Source organism: Ruegeria sp. AO1, assembly GCF_056535985.1.
The window spans coordinates 3448424-3467500 of sequence record NZ_JBQFJC010000001.1; the positions used below are offsets into that span (position 1 = coordinate 3448424).

Genomic DNA, 19077 nt, shown 5'->3' on the forward strand with positions numbered 1-19077 from the left:
CGGCGCGGCGGCGTATAGCAAAACCATGGCAAAGAAAGCAGCCCGCAAGAAAAGCGGCAGAAAAAGTAAGGCAGGCAAGGGGCAAAAGACACGGTCGCTCTGGTCCCGTATCCGGCGATGGATGATCTATTCCGCGCTGGGCGTTGCGGCGTTTCTGGTGGCCTTGGTGCTGCTGTATTCGGTCGTGAACCCTCCGATCACGCATACGATCTGGTCTGAATGGCGACGTCTTGGAAAGGTCGAGCGCGAGTGGGTTCCGATTGAGGATATCGCTCCGATCATGGCGCGTTCGGTCGTGGCGGCTGAAGATGCAAATTTCTGCCTGCATTGGGGTTTTGACGTCGAAGCTATTCGCGACGCTTTGGAGGGAGGCGGGACCCGGGGGGCCTCAACCATCACGCAGCAGGTGGTGAAGAATGTCTTTCTGTGGCAAGGGCGCAGTTGGGTGCGAAAGGCGATGGAAACTACGATCACGCCAGTGGTTGAAATTTTCTGGAGCAAACAGCGCATTCTTGAGGTTTATCTGAATGTCGCTGAAACTGGGACGGGACTGTTCGGGGTTGAGGCCGCGGCGCAGCGGAACTTTGGCGTCAGCGCGGCGCAACTGACCCCGACACAGGCGGCACGACTTGCGGCGATCCTGCCCTCACCCCGCAAGCGATCTGTAACGGACCCGTCGGTTTTCACCCGCAGGCGGGCGGCGGCCATCCTGCAAGGGGCGGCTACCATCCGCGCAGATGGTCGCGCGGATTGTTTCGAGGATTGAATCCCACGCCCTGCCAAGGCTAAAGCTGAGGGGTACTCATTGGTTTGATTGGAAGTCCATGGCGCGTTTGTTTCACGTTCCCCTCTCTCCCTACTGTCGCAAGGTTCGGCTGTCTCTGGCCGAGAAGAAGATCGAAGTTGAGCTGGTCGAAGAGCGTTATTGGGAACAAGATCCGGATTTTCTGCGCCGAAACCCGGCTGGCAAAGTGCCGGTGTTGCGCTTGGACGGGCAGATCATGTCCGAGAGCGCGGCGATTTGTGAGTATATCGAGGACACGCGCCCAGAACCGCCCTTGATGCCCAAGACCGCCGAAGCGCGGTATGAGGTGCGGCGCTTGGTGGGCTGGTTCGATGACAAGTTTCATCACGAGGTGACCTCGAAACTTCTGTATGAGCGGGTCAACAAGAAGATGACCGGGCAGGGCTATCCGGACAGTAAGAACGTCAAGGAAGGCGCGCGGGCGATCAAGTATCACTTGGACTACATGGCATGGTTGCTGGATCATCGTCGCTGGTTGGCCGGAGATCAGATGACGCTGGCGGATTTCGCGGCCGCGGCGCATTTATCGGCGCTGGACTATATCTCGGACGTGGATTGGAATCGCAGCGCGGCGGTGAAGGATTGGTACGCCAAGATCAAATCGCGGCCGGCGTTCCGGTCGATTCTGGCTGATCAGGTGCCGGGGTTTCGACCTCCGCCCCATTACGCCGATCTGGATTTCTGATAGGGTGGCAAAGGGGGGCTGTCTGCCCCCCATCGCGCCAGAGGCGCGATTCCCCCCGAGGATATTTTTGGCCAGATGAAGAGCGGATCGGGTTTAAAGGAAAAACTGGTGGCGCAGGCTTTGGCCGAGGGGTTTGTCTCGTGCCGGGTGTGTCGGCCATGGGATGTGCCACAGGTGCCCGCGCGGTTGGAGGCCTTTTTGCAGGCCGGGTATCACGGGCAGATGGGTTGGATGGCGGAACGCACGCATTGGCGTGGGGATCCGGCGGCCCTTTGGCCCGAGGCGCGTTCGGTGATCATGCTGGCTGAAAGCTACACGCCCGAGCATGATCCGACCGAGGTTTTGGCCCATCCCGAACGCGGGGCGATTTCTGTCTATGCGCAGAACAAGGACTACCACGATCTGGTCAAGAAGCGGCTAAAGCGGTTGGCCCGTTGGTTGATTGCTGAAGCGGGTGGTGAGGTGAAGGTGTTTGTTGACACGGCTCCGGTTCCCGAAAAGGCCTTGGGCCATGCAGCCGGGTTGGGATGGCAGGGTAAACATACCAATCTGGTCAGTCGGGATTGGGGCAATTGGTGCTTTATAGGGTCTGTTTTTACGACTTTGGACCTTCCGGCGGATATGGCGGAAGTTGATCACTGCGGTTCGTGCCGTGCCTGTTTGGACAGTTGTCCGACAGATGCCTTTCCCGCCCCGTATCAGTTGGATGCGCGCCGGTGTATCTCGTACCTGACGATCGAGCATAAAGGTCCGGTAGACGAGGAACTGCGCGGCAAGATGGGCAATCGTATTTACGGCTGCGATGATTGTTTGGCTGCGTGCCCTTGGAACAAATTTGCCGTAGCGGCCAGCGATATTCGATATGCGGCGCGAGATGATCTGAAGGCTCCGGCCCTGGCTGATCTGGCGGTTTTGGATGATACCGCGTTTCGCGCGAAATTCTCGGGCTCTCCGATCAAGCGGATCGGGCGAGACCGGTTCGTGCGCAATGTTCTCTATGCCATTGGCAACTCGGGTCAGGCCGAATTGCGGGCTGTGGCGCAGGGCTTGGCGGATGATCCCGATCCGACTGTGGCCGATGCCGCACGCTGGGCGGTGGAACAGCTGGGTTGTAGCGCTTCGGGTTAAACCTGTGACACGAATACCCTGTCACGCTTTCAGCGTTCTCGGGACATTCGTGTCACTGGTTGAGTCAGGTAAAACCCGAAACGCTTGAAATGCCGCAAACAGGCTGGACGTGTCGGTCCAAACCGCTACACCCATCTGCAGCGAACAGATGGAGGACCCGATGGCGCTGGCTTTGGGGGTAGATACAGGCGGAACCTATACCGATGCGGTGTTGATCCGGGATGAGCGGGAGGTGATCGCCTCGGCCAAGTCCCTGACCACGCGGGCGGACCTGGCGATTGGGGTGGGTAAGGCGATCTCGGCCGTTTTGGACGAGGCGCAGGTGACGCCGGACCAGATCTCGATGGCGTCTCTGTCGACGACGCTGGCCACCAATGCTCTGGTCGAGGGGCAGGGCGGTCGCGTGGCCTTGATCTATATCGGGTTCAAGGAAAGCGATCTTGAAAAGCATGGGCTGAGAGATGCTTTGAAAGGCGATCCGGCGCTTGTTGTTGCAGGTGGACACAGCCATGCGGGCGGTGAGGTCACAAAGCTGAATGTTGAAGCCCTAGAGGCGTTTTTAGACTCTCACAAAGGGGTTTCTGGCTTTGCCGTAGCGGCTCAGTTCGCGACACGCAACCCGGCGCATGAGCTGGAAGCGGCGCGGATCATAACCGAGAAGACCGGGGCGCCGGTGACCTGCTCGCACCAATTGTCCGCCAAGTTGAACGGGCCAAAGCGCGCCGTCACGGCCGTTTTGAATGCGCGGTTGATCGGGATGATTGATCGGCTGATCGGGCGCGCGCAGGATCAGTTGCTGGCTTTGGACATTACCGCTCCGATGATGGTCGTGCGCGGGGATGGCGCGTTGATGAGCGCGGAGCAGGCGCGGGAGCGGCCGATTGAAACGATTCTGAGTGGTCCTGCGGCCTCGATCGTCGGGGCGCGGTGGCTGACGGGGGCCGAGAACGCTCTGGTCTCGGATATTGGCGGTACGACGACGGACGTGGCGCTGATCCGCGATGGGAAACCCGCGATTGATCCGGCAGGCGCACAGGTCGGTGGGTTCCGCACAATGGTTGAGGCCGTCGCGATGCGGACTCACGGGTTGGGCGGCGACAGCCAGGTACATGTCATGACCGAAGGCTTGAAGGGCGGCGTTTTCCTTGGGCCGCGACGGGTGCTGCCGGTTTCACTGATCGCGTCTGAGGCGCCCGAAGTGGTACACGCGATGCTGGATGAGCAGCTGCGCTCAACCACGGTGGGCGAGCATGACACACGGTTTGCGCGCCGCGTTCCTGGGGTGCGTGCCGATGGGATCGGCGCGCGGGAAGAGGCGTTGCTGGACAGGCTGGGCGATCAGGTCCTGCCCCTCAGCGGCTTGTTACGGACGCGGATGGAGAACGGTGCGCTGAACCGTTTGGTGGATCGCGGAATCGTTCAGGTTTCGGGGATCACTCCGTCTGATGCCAGCCATGTTCTGGGCCGGGTTAAGGCGTGGGATGCAGATGCCGCACGCAAGGCGCTGGATCTGGTTGCGCGCAAACGGGTTGGGTCGGGAGACATGCTGGCGGCGACACCAGAACAATTGGCGCAGATGATCATCGACCAACTGACCGAGCAGACCAGTTTAACCTTGTTAGAGACTGCTTTTGCCGAAGAGACAGAGGATTTCGGTCTGCCCCCGAAGGAGCTTACCCGGCATGTCCTGACCCAACGCGGATTGGCGCAGCACCGAGGCTTGCTGGCGCTTGATGCGGCGTTGAATGTAGATGTGGTGGGTCTGGGTGCCTCGGCCCCCAGCTACTATCCGGCGGTTGGGGAGCGGCTGCGTTGCAAAATGGTTTTGCCGGAACATGCTGGTGTCGCCAACGCCATCGGGGCGGTGGTTGGGCGGCTGACTCTGCGACGCTCGGGGACCATTACCTCACCGGCAGAAGGGCAATATCGCGTTCATCTGGAAGACGGCCCGAAGGACTTCAACGTCTCGGATGAGGCTTTGGCGCTGCTGGAAAAGACTCTGCGAGATGAGGCGGAAGGGGCCGTGCGCGAGGCGGGTGCTGAAGATATCCGAGTGGTTGTCGACCGCGATATCCGAACCGCCCGCGTGGAGGAGCGTGAAGTGTTTGTCGAGGCGATGTTGACCGTCGAGGCCAGCGGGAGACCCCGGGTCGCCACGGGTTAACCCCCTTCGAAACCCGAAGGGGACCAAGCGTTATTCAGCCGCGTCGCGTTTGGGCAGGACCCAATCGGGGCGCGGGAAGTGGCAGGTATAGCCGTTGGGGATGCGTTCCAGATAATCCTGATGCTCGGGTTCGGCGTCCCAGAAGTCGCCCACGGGTTCAAGTTCGGTGACGACCTTGCCGGGCCACAATCCACTGGCGTTCACATCCGCGATTGTGTCCAGAGCCACCTGCTTTTGCGCGTCATCCACATAGTAGATCGCTGAACGGTAGCTCATGCCAAGATCATTGCCCTGACGATTCGGTGTCGTCGGGTCGTGAATCTGAAAGAAGAACTCCAGCAGATCACGATAGGTGATCTGAGTGGGGTCAAAGAAAATCTCGATCCCTTCGGCATGGGTGCCGTGGTTGCGATAGGTGGCATTCGGCACGTCGCCGCCGGTGTATCCGACACGCGTGCGGGACACGCCGGGCAGTTTTCGGATCAGGTCCTGCATGCCCCAAAAGCAGCCACCGGCCAGAACAGCGCGTTCGATACTCATTGGATGTCCTCCACATGGATCAGGTATTCGCCGTAACCTTCGTCTTCCATCTCGTCGCGATGGATGAACCGCAGGGCGGCGGAGTTGATGCAATAGCGCAGCCCACCATGTTCGCGCGGGCCGTCCGGGAAGACGTGGCCCAGATGGCTGTCGCCGTGTTTTGAGCGGACCTCGGTGCGGATCATACCATGGGTGGTGTCGCGAAACTCTTCCACATGTTCATGGATGATTGGCTTTGTGAAACTGGGCCAGCCGCAGCCGGATTCGTATTTGTGCGTCGAGGCAAATAGCGGCTCGCCCGACACGATATCCACGTAGATGCCGGGCTCTTTATTGCCCAGATATGCGCCGGTTCCGGGGCGTTCGGTGCCGCTGCGCTGGGTGACGTGAAACGCCTCGGGGGACAGAGCGGCAACGACCGCGGGGTCCTTGGTGTAGCGGGACATGGCTCCTCCGATCAATTGGAATGGTTGAGTAGTATTTGGGCATAAAATTTCGGAAATCAAAATCATATTTCAAACCCCTCGCGCGCATGTGCGGTTGATCCGGAAGGGGGTTTTTTCCGTATCCTTAATACTAGGGAGGTTTTGCCATGTTTCGTGTGTTGCTGCTGAGCGTTCTTTTGTTGATCGGCCGTGCTGTGCAAGCGGCGCCTTTGACAGCCGAGTTTGCGTCGATCGACGGGGGTGTTTTGTCCCTTGAGGCATGGCGCGGTCAGCCGGTTCTGGTGGTCAATACCGCATCGCAATGCGGCTTCACCGGTCAATACGCGGATTTGCAGAAGATGCATGAAACCTATGGCGAACGCGGCTTGGTGGTGCTTGCGATCCCGTCGGATTCCTTCAATCAGGAATTGGAAACAGCAAGCGAAGTCAAAGCCTTCTGCGAGATGAACTACGGCCTGACACTGCCGATGGCCGATATCACTCCGGTCAAGGGCCCAAAGGCGCATGTGTTCTACAAGGCCGTTGCGGAGCAAACCGGTTTTGTGCCGCAATGGAACTTCAACAAAATCCTGTTGGATTCAGAAGGTGAGATCGTGGCTACTTTTGGTTCAAGCGTCAAGCCGACATCGCCGAAACTAACCCGTCAGGTCGAGGCGCTGCTACCCTGACCAGGCTGACGCGACAGTTGCACCGCCAGAATGCCCAGCGTCGTGATTACAACACCCAGCGCATCCAGCGGCCCCAACTTCTCACCCAGCAGAACGGCGGCAATGGCGACGCCGAACACGGGGTTGAGGAAGTGGAACGTGGCCGCGCGAGTCGCTCCGATCCGGTTGAGTAGCATGAACCAGATCAACGTCGCCAGAAGGCCGGGGAACAGCGTTGTGTAGCTGAACGCCAGAACCAGCGGTACTGTCAGATGTATGCGGATCGTTTCAAAAATCGGGGCGGCGACAAACAGAATCGCGGCACCCACGAACATCTGCAAGCCGACCACCATCATGAAATTGCCGCCCGACGTGGCCCCGCGCACGGACAAGGTCGCGAAGGTCAGGGCGAGGGCTGCGATTCCACAAAGGGCCACTCCGAACAGATCGACACCTGCGCCGATGCGGTTGCCCATGATGAGGGCAACGCCAACAAATCCAGCCAGTAGCCCGACAATTCCCAAGGGGCGCAAACGCTCACCCAGGAATGCCCAGCCCGCCAGTGCAACAAGCAGCGGCATGGTGGATGCGATGATCGCCGCGACCGAGGCCTCGACGGTTTGCATCGCATAGAAATTCAGACCCAAATAAAGGGCATTTTGGCAAACTCCGAACAGTATGGTCGCGCGCCACTGCTCACGTGTGAGGTGCCAGGATTGGCCCATGGCCCGCGCGATCGCGACGCCGATGATGCCGGAAATCAGAAAGCGCAATGCCAGCGAAAACAGAGGCGATGCATCCGCAACGATGATCCGCGCCGACGTAAAAGCCGACGACCAGATCAGGGCAAAGGTCAGCCCCATTGCGATGGCGCGCAGATCCATTTCCATCTCCTTGGGTGGGCGGTGTGCTTTTCTTAAACGGGTCGCCCGGCAAGAAAAAGGGGGCCACCTTCCGGCAGCCCCACATTCTGTCAACATGACGTCGCGGCTTAGCCGTTCACGCTGTCTTTCAGAGCTTTTGCGATGGTCATCTTCACAACCTTGTCGGCTTCTTTGGTGAAGGTTTCACCAGTGGCCGGGTTGCGAACCTGACGCTCGGGGCGTTCGCGGCAGTAGATTTTGCCGACGCCGGGCAGGGTTACTGCACCACCGGCCGAAACTTCGCGGGTGATCAGGCCGGTCACAGCCTCCAGCGCCGCATTCGCGGATTTCTTGTCGGTTCCCATTTCCTCAGCGAGAGCAGCCACCAGCTGAGTCTTTGTCATAGGCTTTGCCATTTCTTGGTCTCCTTAACGTGCCCGATCTATAGGGCCTCACCGCGTAACTGTAACGGGATATTGTGGACGAACACAACGAATAGTAGCGCGGAAAACCCTAAAAATATGGGGAAAACGTTGCTTTTTTACGTCAGAGGAAGGCCGTTTCGTCAAATGAACGCAATTTCCGGCTGTGCAAGCGTTCTAACGGCATGCCGCGCAGATGCTCCATCGCCTTTATTCCGATCGCCAGGTGGCGGCTGACTTGAGTGGTATAGAAGGACGACGCCATGCCGGGAAGCTTCAATTCCCCATGCAACGGTTTGTCGGAGACGCAGAGCAAAGTCCCGTAGGGAACCCTGAATCTGTAGCCATTTGCAGCAATCGTGGCACTTTCCATATCCAGCGCAATCGCACGGGATTGGCTGAGCCGTTGCACCGGGCCGGATTGATCACGCAGCTCCCAATTGCGGTTATCGACCGAGGCAACGGTGCCCGTCCGCATGATCCGCTTCAGCTCATACCCTTCAAGTTCGGTGACCTCGGCCACGGCACGTTCCAGCGCCACTTGAATCTCGGCGAGCGGTGGGATCGGGACCCAGACCGGCAGGTCATCGTCCAAAACCTTGTCTTCGCGCAGATAGGCATGGGCCAGGACGAAATCGCCCAAGGCTTGCGTATTCCGCAGACCGGCACAGTGTCCGACCATCAACCAGGCGTGCGGGCGCAGGACCGCGATATGGTCGGTAGCGGTCTTGGCGTTCGACGGTCCGACGCCGATATTGACCAGGGTGATGCCGGACCCATCCGCCCGTTTTAGGTGATAGGTCGGCATCTGCGGCAGCTTCATCGGCTGTTCAAGTGGCGCATTCGCGTCGGTTATCTCGACATTCCCGGTCGAAACAAAGCTGGTGTAGCCGCTATCGGGATCGGCCAGTTGTTCACGCGCGTAGTTTTCGAACTCGGACACGTAGAACTGGTAGTTGGTGAACAGAACATGGTTCTGGAAATGCCCCGCATCCGTCGCGGTATAGTGCGCCAGCCGCGCCAAAGAGTAATCGACGCGCTGGGCGGTGAACAACGCAAGCGGCCCGACCTCGGTATGATCGTGTACGCCATTGACGATGTCGTCATTGGTTGTTGTCAGATCGGGCACGTCGAACACATCGCGCAGGGTAAATCCTGCGGCGCCTTGATGAGGTACTACCAGATCCGGGTTGTTGGCGACCGCAAAATGAACCGGAATCGGCGTGTCTGACGCACCTATGGTCACCGGTTGGTCGTGATTCTTGATCAGCAACGCGATTTGCTGCGTCAGGTACGAGCGGAACAGGTCAGGCCGCGTCACGGTGGTTGCATGGATGCCAGGTTCCGAGACATGCCCGAAACTCAAGCGGCTATCGACCTGCGCGTAGCTTGAGGTCTTGATGCGAATTTCCGGGTAATAGGCTCTGATACGGGCCGAAGGGGCCCCATCCTGCATCGCCGCCGAAAAGCCTTCGCAAAGGAAATCCGTGGCTTGATTGTAGAGAAGTTCAAGCCGCGCGACGGCGGCCTTGGGGTCTGTGAAGTCTTCCGCAGCAGGTGTGTCTGGTGTTTTTATTATTGTCATGCCAGGGGTTCCAGAAGGTCTATCTTTTCAAACGTACGGACATCCACCAACCCAAGGTCCGAGATCCGCAATTCGGGGATCACAACGAGGGCCAGCAGAGAGTGTTGCATATAGGCGTTGTTCAGTTGACAACCGCAGGCCTCCATCGCCTCGACCATCTTTTCGGCTTTTGCCGCGACCTCGGCGGCAGGGCTGTCGGACATCAGACCAGCGATGGGCAGTTCCACCAGCGCCAGTTCCTGACCATCCTGGAACAGGGTAATACCACCCCCGACCTCGGCCAGACGGTTGGCGGCCAGTGCCATTTGCGTGCGGTCGGTGCCGACGACGATCATATGGTGGCTGTCATGGGCCACGGTCGAGGCCATGGCCATATTGCCGTGATAGCCAAAGCCTGAGACGAACGCATTTGTGACCCCTCCGGTGGCGCGATGGCGTTCCACCAGCGCGATCTGACAGACCTCGCCCTCCCCCTCGACCAGCCCACCGATGATCGGCAATTCGGCCTTCAGCGCCTTGGTCGGGGCCTGGTTTTCGACAACACCGATGACGTTGGCTTGAACCCGGTTCGCGCCTGCGGGGGCTTGGATTTCAAAGTCGCTTTCCGTCAGCTCATGTCCCAGATGCACCGTATTGCGCGCATTTTCCGGCCAGTTCAGATGCGGGCATTCGACAGTGATGGTACCGTTCTCAGCGACCACCTGCCCACGCGCAATGACCGTCTCGATCGGCAAATCGGTCAAATCCGAGCTGAGGAAGATATCCGCGCGCCGCCCCGGCGTGACCGAGCCTATCTCGCGCTCCAGCCCGAAATGCGTTGCTGTGTTGATCGTGGCCATTTGTAACGCGACCAAAGGCTCACACCCACAGGCGATGGCATGGCGCACCACCCGGTTCATATGGCCCTCATTGACCAAGGTGCCAGAGTGGCAATCGTCGGTACACAAAATGAAGTTTCGCGGGTCCAGACCTTTCTCAGTGACAGCCGTGATCTGGGTCTCCACATCGTACCAGGCAGACCCCAGCCGCATCATCGAGCGCATCCCCTGCCGAACCCGTGCAATGGCGTCAGCCTCACAGGTGCCTTCGTGGTCATCCGCCGGGCCGCCAGCTACATAAGCCGAGAAATCAGACCCTAAATCAGGCGAAGCATAGTGTCCGCCGACCGTTTTTCCGGCCCGTTGAGTGGCTGCAATCTCGGCCAACATCTTCGGGTCGCCGTTGATCACACCGGGGAAATTCATCATCTCACCCAGCCCGATGATACCCGGCCAGCTCATCGCCTGTGCCACATCCTCGGGCGAGATTTCATAGCCGGTCGTCTCCAATCCCGGGGCCGATGGCGCGCAGGAGGGCATCTGAGTGAAGATATTCACCGGCTGCATCATCGCTTCGTCATGCATCATGCGCACGCCTTCGAGACCCAGCACATTTGCGATCTCATGCGGGTCGGTGAACATCGAGGTCGTACCATGCGGGATCACGGCCCGAGCGAATTCGGCCGGTGTCAGCATGCCCGATTCGATGTGCATGTGCGCGTCGCACAGGCCGGGCAGAATGTAGCGCCCGTTGGCGTCAATGATCTGCGTGTCGGGACCGATGCAGTGGCTGGCGTCAGGCCCGACAAAGGCGATCCGCCCCTCGGCAATGGCGACGGAGTGATCGGGCAGCAGCTCTCGGCTGTGAACATTGACCCAGATACCACCGCGGATCACCAAATCCGCGGGTTCGCGACCTGCGGCAACGGCGATTAAACGGGGGGCGACATCGGGCCAGCTTGGGAAGGGTGTGTATTCCATGGCTCAACTTTCCCGAATGTGTTGTCAGGTGCAACCCCGGTAATCCCGTATCATGAAATCATCATAAATCCCGCCCGCAGCGCGCCAGCGCTGCCCGACCCAACCAGAGAAGCTGCCCCGCAAGGGGCCGCGACAATGGGCGGGAGAAGCCCTCTCACCCAATCTCGCGCCGGATCCAATTAGCAAAGGCAACTGCTCCGGGCGTTTCCTCTGCTTGAGGGGAAAGCAGCAGGTAATAGGCCTCGGGCATCTCTGCGCGATGCTTAAAAGGGGCCACCAGCAAACCCTGCTCGATTAACCTGTCTGCGATCGTGTCATGCGCAAGGCACAAGCCGCCCCCGGCCATCGCCGCTGACAAACAAACCAGATAGGTCGTGGCGTAAGTGATGTTCGGTTTTCCCCATGTTAGAGCCTGATCATCCGCCCAACTGGCCCAATTTGAAAGCAGGTTGGAGCAATCATACAGAGGCTTTTCCTGCAACGTCTCCAGGTCCACACTGAAACCGGGCGCGCAGACAGGATAATAGTGTTCACGCCGCAGCAGCTCGGTTCGGACCGTATCGGCGGGCCTCAGGGAAAAGCGAATCTCGACCGCAGCGCCTTCGGCCATTTCCTGCGGCTCCCAGAGCTCTGTGAAGATGTTTAGTTGCACATCCGGGTGCTCAGCCCGAAAGGCCGGCAGGCGCGGGGCCAGCCAGTTTACGGCAAAGGTGATGTTGCACTGAACCTGAACCGCGTTTTGCTGAGCGCCGGTTACGGCCTGTGTGCCACGCACCAGCGTGCGAAATGCCTCTCGCACGACGGGCAGATACGTGATTCCGGCCTCGGTCAGTTCCAGCGCCTTGGGGCGTCGCAAGAACAAGGGTTGGCCCAGATGACCCTCGAGCGACTTGATCTGCTGGCTTACAGCGCTTTGCGTCATGTTCAGATCGCGGGCGGCGCCAGTGAAAGACAGATGACGTGCCGCCGCCTCGAAGGTGCGCAGCCAGCCCAGAGGAGGCAGCGAATTCTGCATCTTCATAACCTCACCATAAGTTCTGCTAATGAGATAGATGCGTTTTTTTCGTTGGTCAAACTCAAGGACCCAAGGCAGGCTTTGTTCAAACCAATTGCCCTAAGGAGCGTTCCCATGAGTGTCGCCAATCTTCGCCCCAATATCGACCATTGGTCCGAGCGTGTGGACATGGCCGCGACGTTCCGCTGGACCGAGCGTCTGAACTTGCACGAGGCCGTTGCCAACCATTTCAGTCTTGCGGTGAACGAGGACGGCACGCAGTTCCTGATGAACCCCAATCAGATGTATTTCGGGCGTATCCGGGCCTCGGACCTGTTGCTACTACATGCCAATGATCCGGATGTCATGAGCCAACCCGGCGCACCGGACCCGACCGCTTGGGGGCTTCACGGGTCGATCCATCGCCACTGCCCGCATGCACGGTGCGTTATGCATGTACATTCGATCTTTGCCACTGTGCTGGCATCGCTGGCGGACAGCAACATGCCCCCTATCGACCAGAACACGGCCACTTTCTACAACCGCTATGTGATTGATGAGGAATTCGGTGGTCTGGCGTTTGAAAGCGAGGGGGAACGCTGCGCTTCAATGCTGTCTGACCCGAAGAAGAAGGTCATGATCATGGGCAACCATGGTGTTCTGATCATCGGCAGCGACCCGGCAGATACCTTTAATAGACTCTATTATTTCGAGCGCGCCGCCGAAACCTACATCCGAGCGCTGCAAACGGGCCAACCGTTGCGCGTGCTATCGGACGAGATTGCCGAGAAGACCGCACAAGAGTTGGATGACTACCCCGATCAAGCCGAGGCGCATCTTCGTGAGATCAAAGCCCTGCTCGACGCCGAAGGCTCGGACTACGCAACCTGACCCATCAGACAAAAGTGACTGCTATGACCGACACTGCTCAGGATCCTGAAGCCGCCCGTTGGAACTATCACCCCGAAGGACCGGTGGGTTTGAACCCGCTGTTCACTTGGCCGCCCCGCCCGGCGGCGGTCGTGAAATGGTATGGCGGGGCGTGGTTGCAGATCACCTCGCTGACCCTGTGCATGACACTGGCCGTGATCGCCTATGTCCTGTTCTTTCCCGGATTGGACGCGATGAAGAGCTTTTCGGCGGGGTGGATGTTCCGGATTTGGCTGCTGAACATGGTGCCTCAGGTTCTGGTCGCGGGCGGTCTGCATTGGTGGCTTTACATGCGCAAAGGGCAGGGCATGTACAAAAAGTTCGATCGCCGTGATCTGACCCGGGACAACGGCAACTTCACCTTCCGCAATCAGGTCCTCGACAACATTTGGTGGACCTTGGGCAGCGCCATGACAGTGGCGACCGTCTATCAATGGGTGATCTTTTGGGCGATGGCCAATGGTTATGTGCCGACCGTGACATGGTCCAGCGCGCCGGTTTGGTTTGTCCTGTGGATGTTGCTGATCCCCATGTGGTCCGGCCTGCATTTCTATTGGGTGCATCGATTGGAGCATCACCCGAAGCTCTACAAACACGTCCACGCGGTGCATCATCGCAACGTCAATATCGGACCCTGGTCGGGTATCTCAAACCATTGGTATGAGAACATCCTCTACTTCACGACCTATTTCATCCACCTGATCATCCCATCGCACCCGCTGCACCTTCTGTTCCATACCTATTTCCAGCAGATCAGCCCGGTCCTTTCCCATTCCGGTTTCGAAAAGCTGCGGGCGAAAGAGACCGATGCTGCCCGCGCTGGCGATTTCTTCCATCAGCTGCACCACCGCTATTTCGAGTGCAACTACGGCACCTCGGAAATCCCGTTCGACAAGTGGTTCGGCACCTATCACGACGGTTCGGCCGAGGCGACGACGCGCACGCGGGCGTTCAAGAAACAGATGTACACCTAACGTTTTTGGTCAAAGACCTGATCAGGTCCTCTCGAACAGGGCGACGTAGGCCGTGTCGTCCTTGTTCGGACCGGCGGCAAGATCTCCGTAGATGCGGACCTCGGGCAGGGACAGGTTGATGATCTGGCCCTGCTCAAGTTGCCTGAAGGCGTCGGCAAAGCCCAGTTTCTCATAGTGTTTGGCGTTGATTGAAACGGCAAATTGCGCACCGGGGCGCGCGACGCGCAGCAAGGCGGGCAGGACCTCTGGGCCCAGATGGCCATGGGTGAACGTGCCAGAGGACACGATACCCGAATAGCTGTGGCTCGGTACAGGGATACCTTGGGTCAGGTCGGCCTCGATCGCGTCGCGATATGTGTCCTTGCGCATGGCCTGATCCAGCATTTCGGCGCTGATATCCGTGGCGTCGATCGGACCTACGCCCAGATCTGCCAAAACCGCGCCACAAAGACCGGTGCCTGCACCGACATCCAGCACCGGACCTTGCCCCCCGGCCCGCACAAAGGCGCGGGCTGTATGGATATGCAGCTGATAGTCCTCGCGCGCGGCAAAACCGTCATCATAGTCGCCCGCCCACTCGGCATAGAGGCGCTTGTTGTCGTCCGGCGAAGTCAGCGCATAGGCTGCGTGCAGGTCTGGGGTTTTCTCACTCATGCCTAAAAGAAAGGCGCATCGCGAGATTCGAATCAAGTGTGTCGACGTGGCGCTTGCATCCCCGGTCTGCTCGGATCATCTAGAGGGCATGACGAACACACTGTTTTCCTTTGGCCACGGATACTCCGCCCAGGCCTTGTCGCGCCGCCTGACGCCCGAGGGCTGGCGCGTTGTCGGCACCACGCGGGATGCCGAGGGGACTGACGCCATTCGCGCCTCGGGTGCCGAGCCGTTGATCTGGCCCGGAGAAGTGCCGGATCTGGACGGGGTCTCGCATCTGCTGATCTCGACCGCACCGAAGCAGGATGGCGATCCGGTTCTGGCGGCGCTGGGCGCCGAGATCGCCGCGCGCGCGGAGCAGTTCAAATGGGTTGGATATCTGTCGACCACGGCGATCTATGGCGATCATCAGGGCAACTGGGTGGATGAGACCACGCCACCTGCGCCAACAGCCAAGCGCGGGCGCTGGCGTTTGCTGGCCGAGGAGCAATGGTCGGCCATTCCCAAACTGCCGATCCATATCTTCCGACTGGCGGGCATCTACGGCCCCGGTCGCGGGCCGTTTTCCAAGCTCAAGGGCGGTGGGACCCGGCGGATTATCAAACCGGGTCAGGTGTTCTCGCGCATCCATGTGGAGGATATCGCACAGGTTCTGGCGGCTTCGATGGCGGCCCCGAATCCCGGCGCTGTTTATAACGTTTGCGATGATGAGCCGGTACCGCCGCAAGATGTGATCGGCTACGCAGCCGAACTGCAGGGCCTGCCGCTACCGCCCGCCGTTCCGTTTGAAGAGGCCGAAATGACGCCGATGGCGCGCAGTTTCTACAGCGAGAATAAGCGGGTTCGAAACAACCGGATCAAGGATGAGCTTGGGGTTAAACTGCTCTACCCCAATTACCGCGTCGGGCTTGAGGCCCTGATGAAGGTCACTGAGCAACCTTGATCATGTCAGCTGCTTTTTCGGCGATCATGATCGTCGGCGCATTGGTGTTGCCCGAGATCAGCGTTGGCATGATCGAAGCATCCACGACGCGCAACCCTTCGATCCCGTGAACCTTTAGCTCTGGGTCGACCACAGCCATCTCATCCAGCCCCATCTTGCAGGTGCCGACGGGGTGATAGATCGTATCGGCGCGGGCGCGGATATGGCGTTCCCAATCCGCGTCGGTTTCGGCGGTTTCAGTCCCGAACATCTCTTTGTGCCGGTAAGGGGCAAGGGCGGGGGCCTGCATGATATCGCGCATCATCCGAGCACCTTTGATCATGGTTTGCAGATCGCGTTCGTCGGACAGAAAGTTGGGATCAATGGCGGGCGCGGCGAAGGGGTCTGCGCTGTGAAGGCCAACGGTGCCGCGGCTTTCGGGCCTTAGTTTACATATGTGGCAACTGTAGCCATGGCCATAGTGCAATTTTCGGGCGTGATCATCGACCAGCGCAATGGCGAAATGGAGCTGAATGTCGGGACGATCCAGTTCAGGAGAGGTCTTCAGGAACGCGGCCCCTTCGGCAAAGGGGGTCGAGGCCATCGACGACCCGGTTTTGCGCCAGCGCAACAGGTGCCCCATCAGGCGCATGCCCGCCGTTATGCCGATGCCGAAATTGTCTGTGTCCTTGGTTTTGTAGGCCAGAATGAAATCCAGATGATCTTGCAGATTCTTACCAACGCCGGGCAGGTCATGCCGGACTGCGATTCCGTGTCGGTGCAACTCTTCCCCGTCGCCGATACCTGACAGCTGTAACAGCTGTGGTGATTGCAGCGCGCCCGCACAAATCAACACCTCTCGTCTGGCTGAGACCGATATATCCGCGCCTTTTGCTCTCTTCTTGTAGATCACTCCGGTTGCGCGTTTGCCGTCGAAGGTCAGCTCTTTGGCATGGGCATGGGTGATGACGGTCAGGTTCGGACGATCCATGACCGGATGCACATAGGCCGCTGCGGCTGAACATCTCTCCCCGTTTCGGGTCGTGTCGTGGAATTGCGTCACCTGATAGAGGCCGACGCCCTCGTTATCGCCGCGATTGAAATCCTCGACGCGGCGGTGCTGCATCTGGCTGGCGGCATCAATGAAGGCATTGGTGATCGAGCGCGGCTCTTTCTGATCTGACACCTGCAGGGGGCCACTATCGCCATGTAGGTTATCTGCACCCTGCTCGTTGTTTTCCGAGCGTTTGAAGTAAGGCAGAACGCTGTCCCAATCCCAACCGTCGCAGCCCAGATCGGCCCAACCGTCATAGTCCTGTCGCTGCCCGCGTATATAGAGCATGGCATTGATCGCGCTGGAGCCTCCCAAGGCTTTGCCCCGCGGCTGATATCCTATCCGCCCGTTCAGGCCCGGTTGCGGGACTGTCTCGAACGCCCAATTGCTGATCTTGGGGCGTCCGGGAAGCGTCGACACTACGGCGGCGGGCATACGGATGGCGATATGTTTTCCGGGACCACCGGCCTCAAGCAGGCACACGCTGATGTTCGGGTCCTCGCTCAGGCGACCGGCCAGAACCGATCCTGCCGAGCCTCCGCCGACGATCACATAGTCAAATTCCATCCTGCTGTCCTTATGTCCTGCTCGGGGTCTTTGGCCGCTTGTTCGGGCCAGACTGAAAGCGAACAGGAAAGAAGACAATCTGCCTGAGGGGGTTGTGACCCAAGGTTACGGGTCGGAGGATCCGCGTATCATAGGTTTTGGTTATTGTTATTATGAGAAAACAAAACTTATCTCTATGTCTTTGGTTTGCTAGATTTACCCCGACACAGGGGTGCAGAGTCGCCCTGATGAATGGGGGCTGTGCCAATTTCGGCGGGCGACCCTTGAAATCCATCAGGGCTACATCTTTCTGTAATCTTGTTCGTTACAGTTAATACCGCGCTGAGCCGCAAGACCTGAGCCAGGATTGGAGATCGATATGGACGGAAGTGATAACCCCAAAGCAGGCGGTTGCCCTGTGATGCATGGCGCTGGCACGCGGTCGAACCGCGACTGGTGGCCCAACCAGCTGAAGCTTTCGATCCTGCATCAACATGCACCGGCATCGAATCCGATGGGCGCTGATTTCGACTATGCGGAAGAGTTCCAGAAGCTGGACTACAAGGCGCTGAAAGAAGACCTCTATGCGCTGATGACGGATTCGCAGGACTGGTGGCCAGCGGATTACGGTCACTATGGTGGCTTCTTCATCCGCATGGCGTGGCACAGTGCCGGGACCTACCGGACGGCAGACGGTCGTGGCGGCGCCTCGACCGGCAACCAGCGTTTTGCTCCGTTGAACAGCTGGCCGGATAACGGCAACCTTGACAAAGCGCGTCGCCTGTTGTGGCCGATCAAGCAGAAATACGGCAACCAGATTTCCTGGGCCGACCTGATGATTCTGGCGGGCAACTGCGCCATCGAGTCGATGGGCGGAAAGACCTTCGGTTTCGCGGGTGGTCGCGAAGACATCTGGGCCCCAGAGGAGGACATCTATTGGGGGTCGGAAACCGAATGGCTGGCCCCAACGGACAACCCGCATAGCCGTTACTCGGGCGAGCGTGATCTGGAAAACCCACTGGCCGCCGTGCAGATGGGTCTGATCTACGTGAACCCAGAAGGTCCGGACGGACAGCCCGACGCGCTGGCCTCGGGTCGTGATATCCGTGACACCTTCGGTCGTATGGCGATGAATGACGAGGAAACAGTCGCCCTGGTCGCAGGTGGCCACACCTTTGGTAAGGCGCATGGTGCGGGTGATCCCGATCTGGTTGGTCCGGACCCCGAGGCCGCTCCGATTGAAGAGATGGGCTTTGGTTGGATCAACAAATTCGGCTCGGGCAAGGGTGACGACACCACCACCTCGGGGATCGAGGGCGCATGGACCGCGAACCCGATCCAGTGGGACAATGGCTATTTCGACCTGCTGTTCGGCTATGACTGGAACCTGACGAAAAGCCCCTCGGGCGCGTGGATCTGGGAGCCTGTGAATGTCAAAGAAGAAGACATGGCCCCGCAGGCGCATGATCCGTCGAAAAAGGTCAAAACCATGATGACCACCGCCGACATGGCGATGCGTATGGATCCGATCTACGGCCCGATCTCGAAGCGGTTCCACGAGAACCCGGAAGAGTTCGCCGATGCTTTCGCCCGCGCATGGTTCAAGCTGACTCACCGCGACATGGGTCCGCGTTCGGCCTATATCGGCGAAGAAGCCCCCGCTGAGGAGTTGATCTGGCAGGACAACGTGCCTGCAGTGGATCACGATCTGATTGACGATGCTGATGTTGCCGACCTGAAAGCCAAGATCGCGGCCACCGGTCTGTCTGTGTCCGAGCTGGTCTCGACCGCATGGGCCTCGGCTTCGACCTTCCGTGGGTCGGACAAGCGTGGTGGCGCCAATGGTGCCCGTATCCGTCTTGCGCCACAGAAAGACTGGGACGTCAACGAACCTATGAAGCTGTCCAAGGCACTGGGCG

Annotated in this window: 18 protein-coding genes (1 of these 18 running past the window's edge); 9 read left to right on the forward strand and 9 right to left on the reverse strand. The window is 59.2% G+C overall.

Translation table 11 applies throughout. From position 1 onward, the window contains the following. Positions 1 to 25 precede the first annotated feature (25 nt). The 4 genes from mtgA to ACR3FB_RS17200 all read left to right on the forward strand — a co-directional run bounded on the left by mtgA (position 26) and on the right by ACR3FB_RS17200 (position 4782). The gene (mtgA, locus tag ACR3FB_RS17185; RefSeq protein ID WP_480565970.1) at positions 26 to 766 is read left to right on the forward strand and encodes a monofunctional biosynthetic peptidoglycan transglycosylase; all 741 of its coding nucleotides are present in this window, start codon (positions 26 to 28) and stop codon (positions 764 to 766) included. 58 nt (positions 767 to 824) lie between these two features. Then, entirely contained in the window at positions 825 to 1490 is a 666-nt protein-coding gene (gene fzlA / locus ACR3FB_RS17190) for an FtsZ-binding protein FzlA (RefSeq protein WP_170380156.1), read from the forward strand. Between the two features lie 75 nt (positions 1491 to 1565). Beyond that, positions 1566 to 2618 carry a tRNA epoxyqueuosine(34) reductase QueG gene (gene queG, locus ACR3FB_RS17195; protein WP_480565968.1) on the forward strand — a complete coding sequence of 351 codons (1053 nt, stop codon included), beginning with the start codon at positions 1566 to 1568 and terminating at the stop codon, positions 2616 to 2618. Between the two features lie 160 nt (positions 2619 to 2778). Further along, positions 2779 to 4782, forward strand: a complete 2004-nt coding sequence (locus ACR3FB_RS17200; protein ID WP_480566298.1) for a hydantoinase/oxoprolinase family protein — start codon at positions 2779 to 2781, stop codon at positions 4780 to 4782. Positions 4783 to 4812: 30 nt separating this feature from the next. Here ACR3FB_RS17200 and msrA read toward each other — a convergent pair whose 3' ends face one another. Together msrA and msrB are read right to left on the reverse strand one after the other, a co-directional pair. Next, the gene (msrA, locus tag ACR3FB_RS17205) at positions 4813 to 5322 is read right to left on the reverse strand and encodes a peptide-methionine (S)-S-oxide reductase MsrA (protein WP_170470594.1); all 510 of its coding nucleotides are present in this window, start codon (positions 5320 to 5322) and stop codon (positions 4813 to 4815) included. Beyond that, positions 5319 to 5768, reverse strand: coding sequence for a peptide-methionine (R)-S-oxide reductase MsrB (gene msrB, locus ACR3FB_RS17210; RefSeq protein WP_170380153.1), 450 nt, complete (start codon positions 5766 to 5768; stop codon positions 5319 to 5321). The genes msrA and msrB overlap by 4 nt, the downstream gene beginning before the upstream one ends. A 146-nt stretch (positions 5769 to 5914) precedes the next feature. Here msrB and ACR3FB_RS17215 point away from each other — a divergent pair, with 146 nt between their 5' ends. Further along, entirely contained in the window at positions 5915 to 6436 is a 522-nt protein-coding gene (locus ACR3FB_RS17215; RefSeq protein WP_480565966.1) for a glutathione peroxidase, read from the forward strand. On the opposite strand, the gene ACR3FB_RS17220 is transcribed toward ACR3FB_RS17215, so the two are convergent. From ACR3FB_RS17220 to ACR3FB_RS17240, 5 genes are all read right to left on the reverse strand, one after another. Beyond that, positions 6412 to 7299 carry a DMT family transporter gene (locus ACR3FB_RS17220; RefSeq protein ID WP_170643383.1) on the reverse strand — a complete coding sequence of 296 codons (888 nt, stop codon included), beginning with the start codon at positions 7297 to 7299 and terminating at the stop codon, positions 6412 to 6414. The two genes, ACR3FB_RS17215 and ACR3FB_RS17220, sit on opposite strands and share 25 nt — an antisense overlap. A gap of 107 nt (positions 7300 to 7406) precedes the next feature. Further along, positions 7407 to 7694: an HU family DNA-binding protein gene (locus ACR3FB_RS17225; protein ID WP_050605937.1), complete on the reverse strand. Its 288-nt coding sequence runs from the start codon at positions 7692 to 7694 to the stop codon at positions 7407 to 7409. A 130-nt stretch (positions 7695 to 7824) separates the two neighbouring features. Beyond that, positions 7825 to 9285: an AMP nucleosidase gene (locus ACR3FB_RS17230; protein WP_480565964.1), complete on the reverse strand. Its 1461-nt coding sequence runs from the start codon at positions 9283 to 9285 to the stop codon at positions 7825 to 7827. Further along, on the reverse strand, positions 9282 to 11084 hold the full coding sequence (gene ade / locus ACR3FB_RS17235; protein ID WP_480565962.1) for an adenine deaminase: 1803 nt from the start codon (positions 11082 to 11084) through the stop codon (positions 9282 to 9284). The genes ACR3FB_RS17230 and ade overlap by 4 nt, the downstream gene beginning before the upstream one ends. A 154-nt stretch (positions 11085 to 11238) precedes the next feature. Then, a complete protein-coding gene (locus ACR3FB_RS17240) occupies positions 11239 to 12099 on the reverse strand; it encodes a LysR family transcriptional regulator (protein WP_480565960.1) in 861 nt (286 codons plus the stop codon). Positions 12100 to 12213: 114 nt separating this feature from the next. On the opposite strand from ACR3FB_RS17240, the gene ACR3FB_RS17245 reads away from it, so the two are divergent. Both ACR3FB_RS17245 and ACR3FB_RS17250 read left to right on the forward strand, forming a co-directional pair. Further along, the gene (locus tag ACR3FB_RS17245; RefSeq protein WP_480565958.1) at positions 12214 to 12969 is read left to right on the forward strand and encodes a class II aldolase and adducin N-terminal domain-containing protein; all 756 of its coding nucleotides are present in this window, start codon (positions 12214 to 12216) and stop codon (positions 12967 to 12969) included. Positions 12970 to 12992: 23 nt separating this feature from the next. Then, positions 12993 to 13982 (forward strand): sterol desaturase family protein, encoded by a 990-nt coding sequence (locus ACR3FB_RS17250; RefSeq protein WP_480565956.1) that lies wholly within the window; start codon positions 12993 to 12995, stop codon positions 13980 to 13982. Positions 13983 to 14003: 21 nt separating this feature from the next. Here the strand turns inward: ACR3FB_RS17250 and ACR3FB_RS17255 are convergent, their stop codons facing one another. Continuing rightward, entirely contained in the window at positions 14004 to 14636 is a 633-nt protein-coding gene (locus tag ACR3FB_RS17255) for a class I SAM-dependent DNA methyltransferase (RefSeq protein WP_480565954.1), read from the reverse strand. A gap of 88 nt (positions 14637 to 14724) precedes the next feature. Here ACR3FB_RS17255 and ACR3FB_RS17260 point away from each other — a divergent pair, with 88 nt between their 5' ends. Then, positions 14725 to 15579 carry an SDR family oxidoreductase gene (locus ACR3FB_RS17260; protein WP_480565952.1) on the forward strand — a complete coding sequence of 285 codons (855 nt, stop codon included), beginning with the start codon at positions 14725 to 14727 and terminating at the stop codon, positions 15577 to 15579. Here ACR3FB_RS17260 and ACR3FB_RS17265 read toward each other — a convergent pair. Further along, complete coding sequence (locus ACR3FB_RS17265) at positions 15563 to 17179, reverse strand: GMC family oxidoreductase (protein WP_480565950.1); 1617 nt, start codon at positions 17177 to 17179, stop codon at positions 15563 to 15565. The genes ACR3FB_RS17260 and ACR3FB_RS17265 overlap by 17 nt on opposite strands. A 358-nt stretch (positions 17180 to 17537) precedes the next feature. Here ACR3FB_RS17265 and katG point away from each other — a divergent pair, with 358 nt between their 5' ends. After that, positions 17538 to 19077, forward strand: the 5' portion of a protein-coding gene (gene katG, locus ACR3FB_RS17270) for a catalase/peroxidase HPI (protein WP_480565948.1). Its footprint extends 662 nt past the window's final position; 1540 of the gene's 2202 nt are visible here — the first part of the coding sequence; it begins with the start codon at positions 17538 to 17540; its stop codon lies beyond the right edge, outside the window.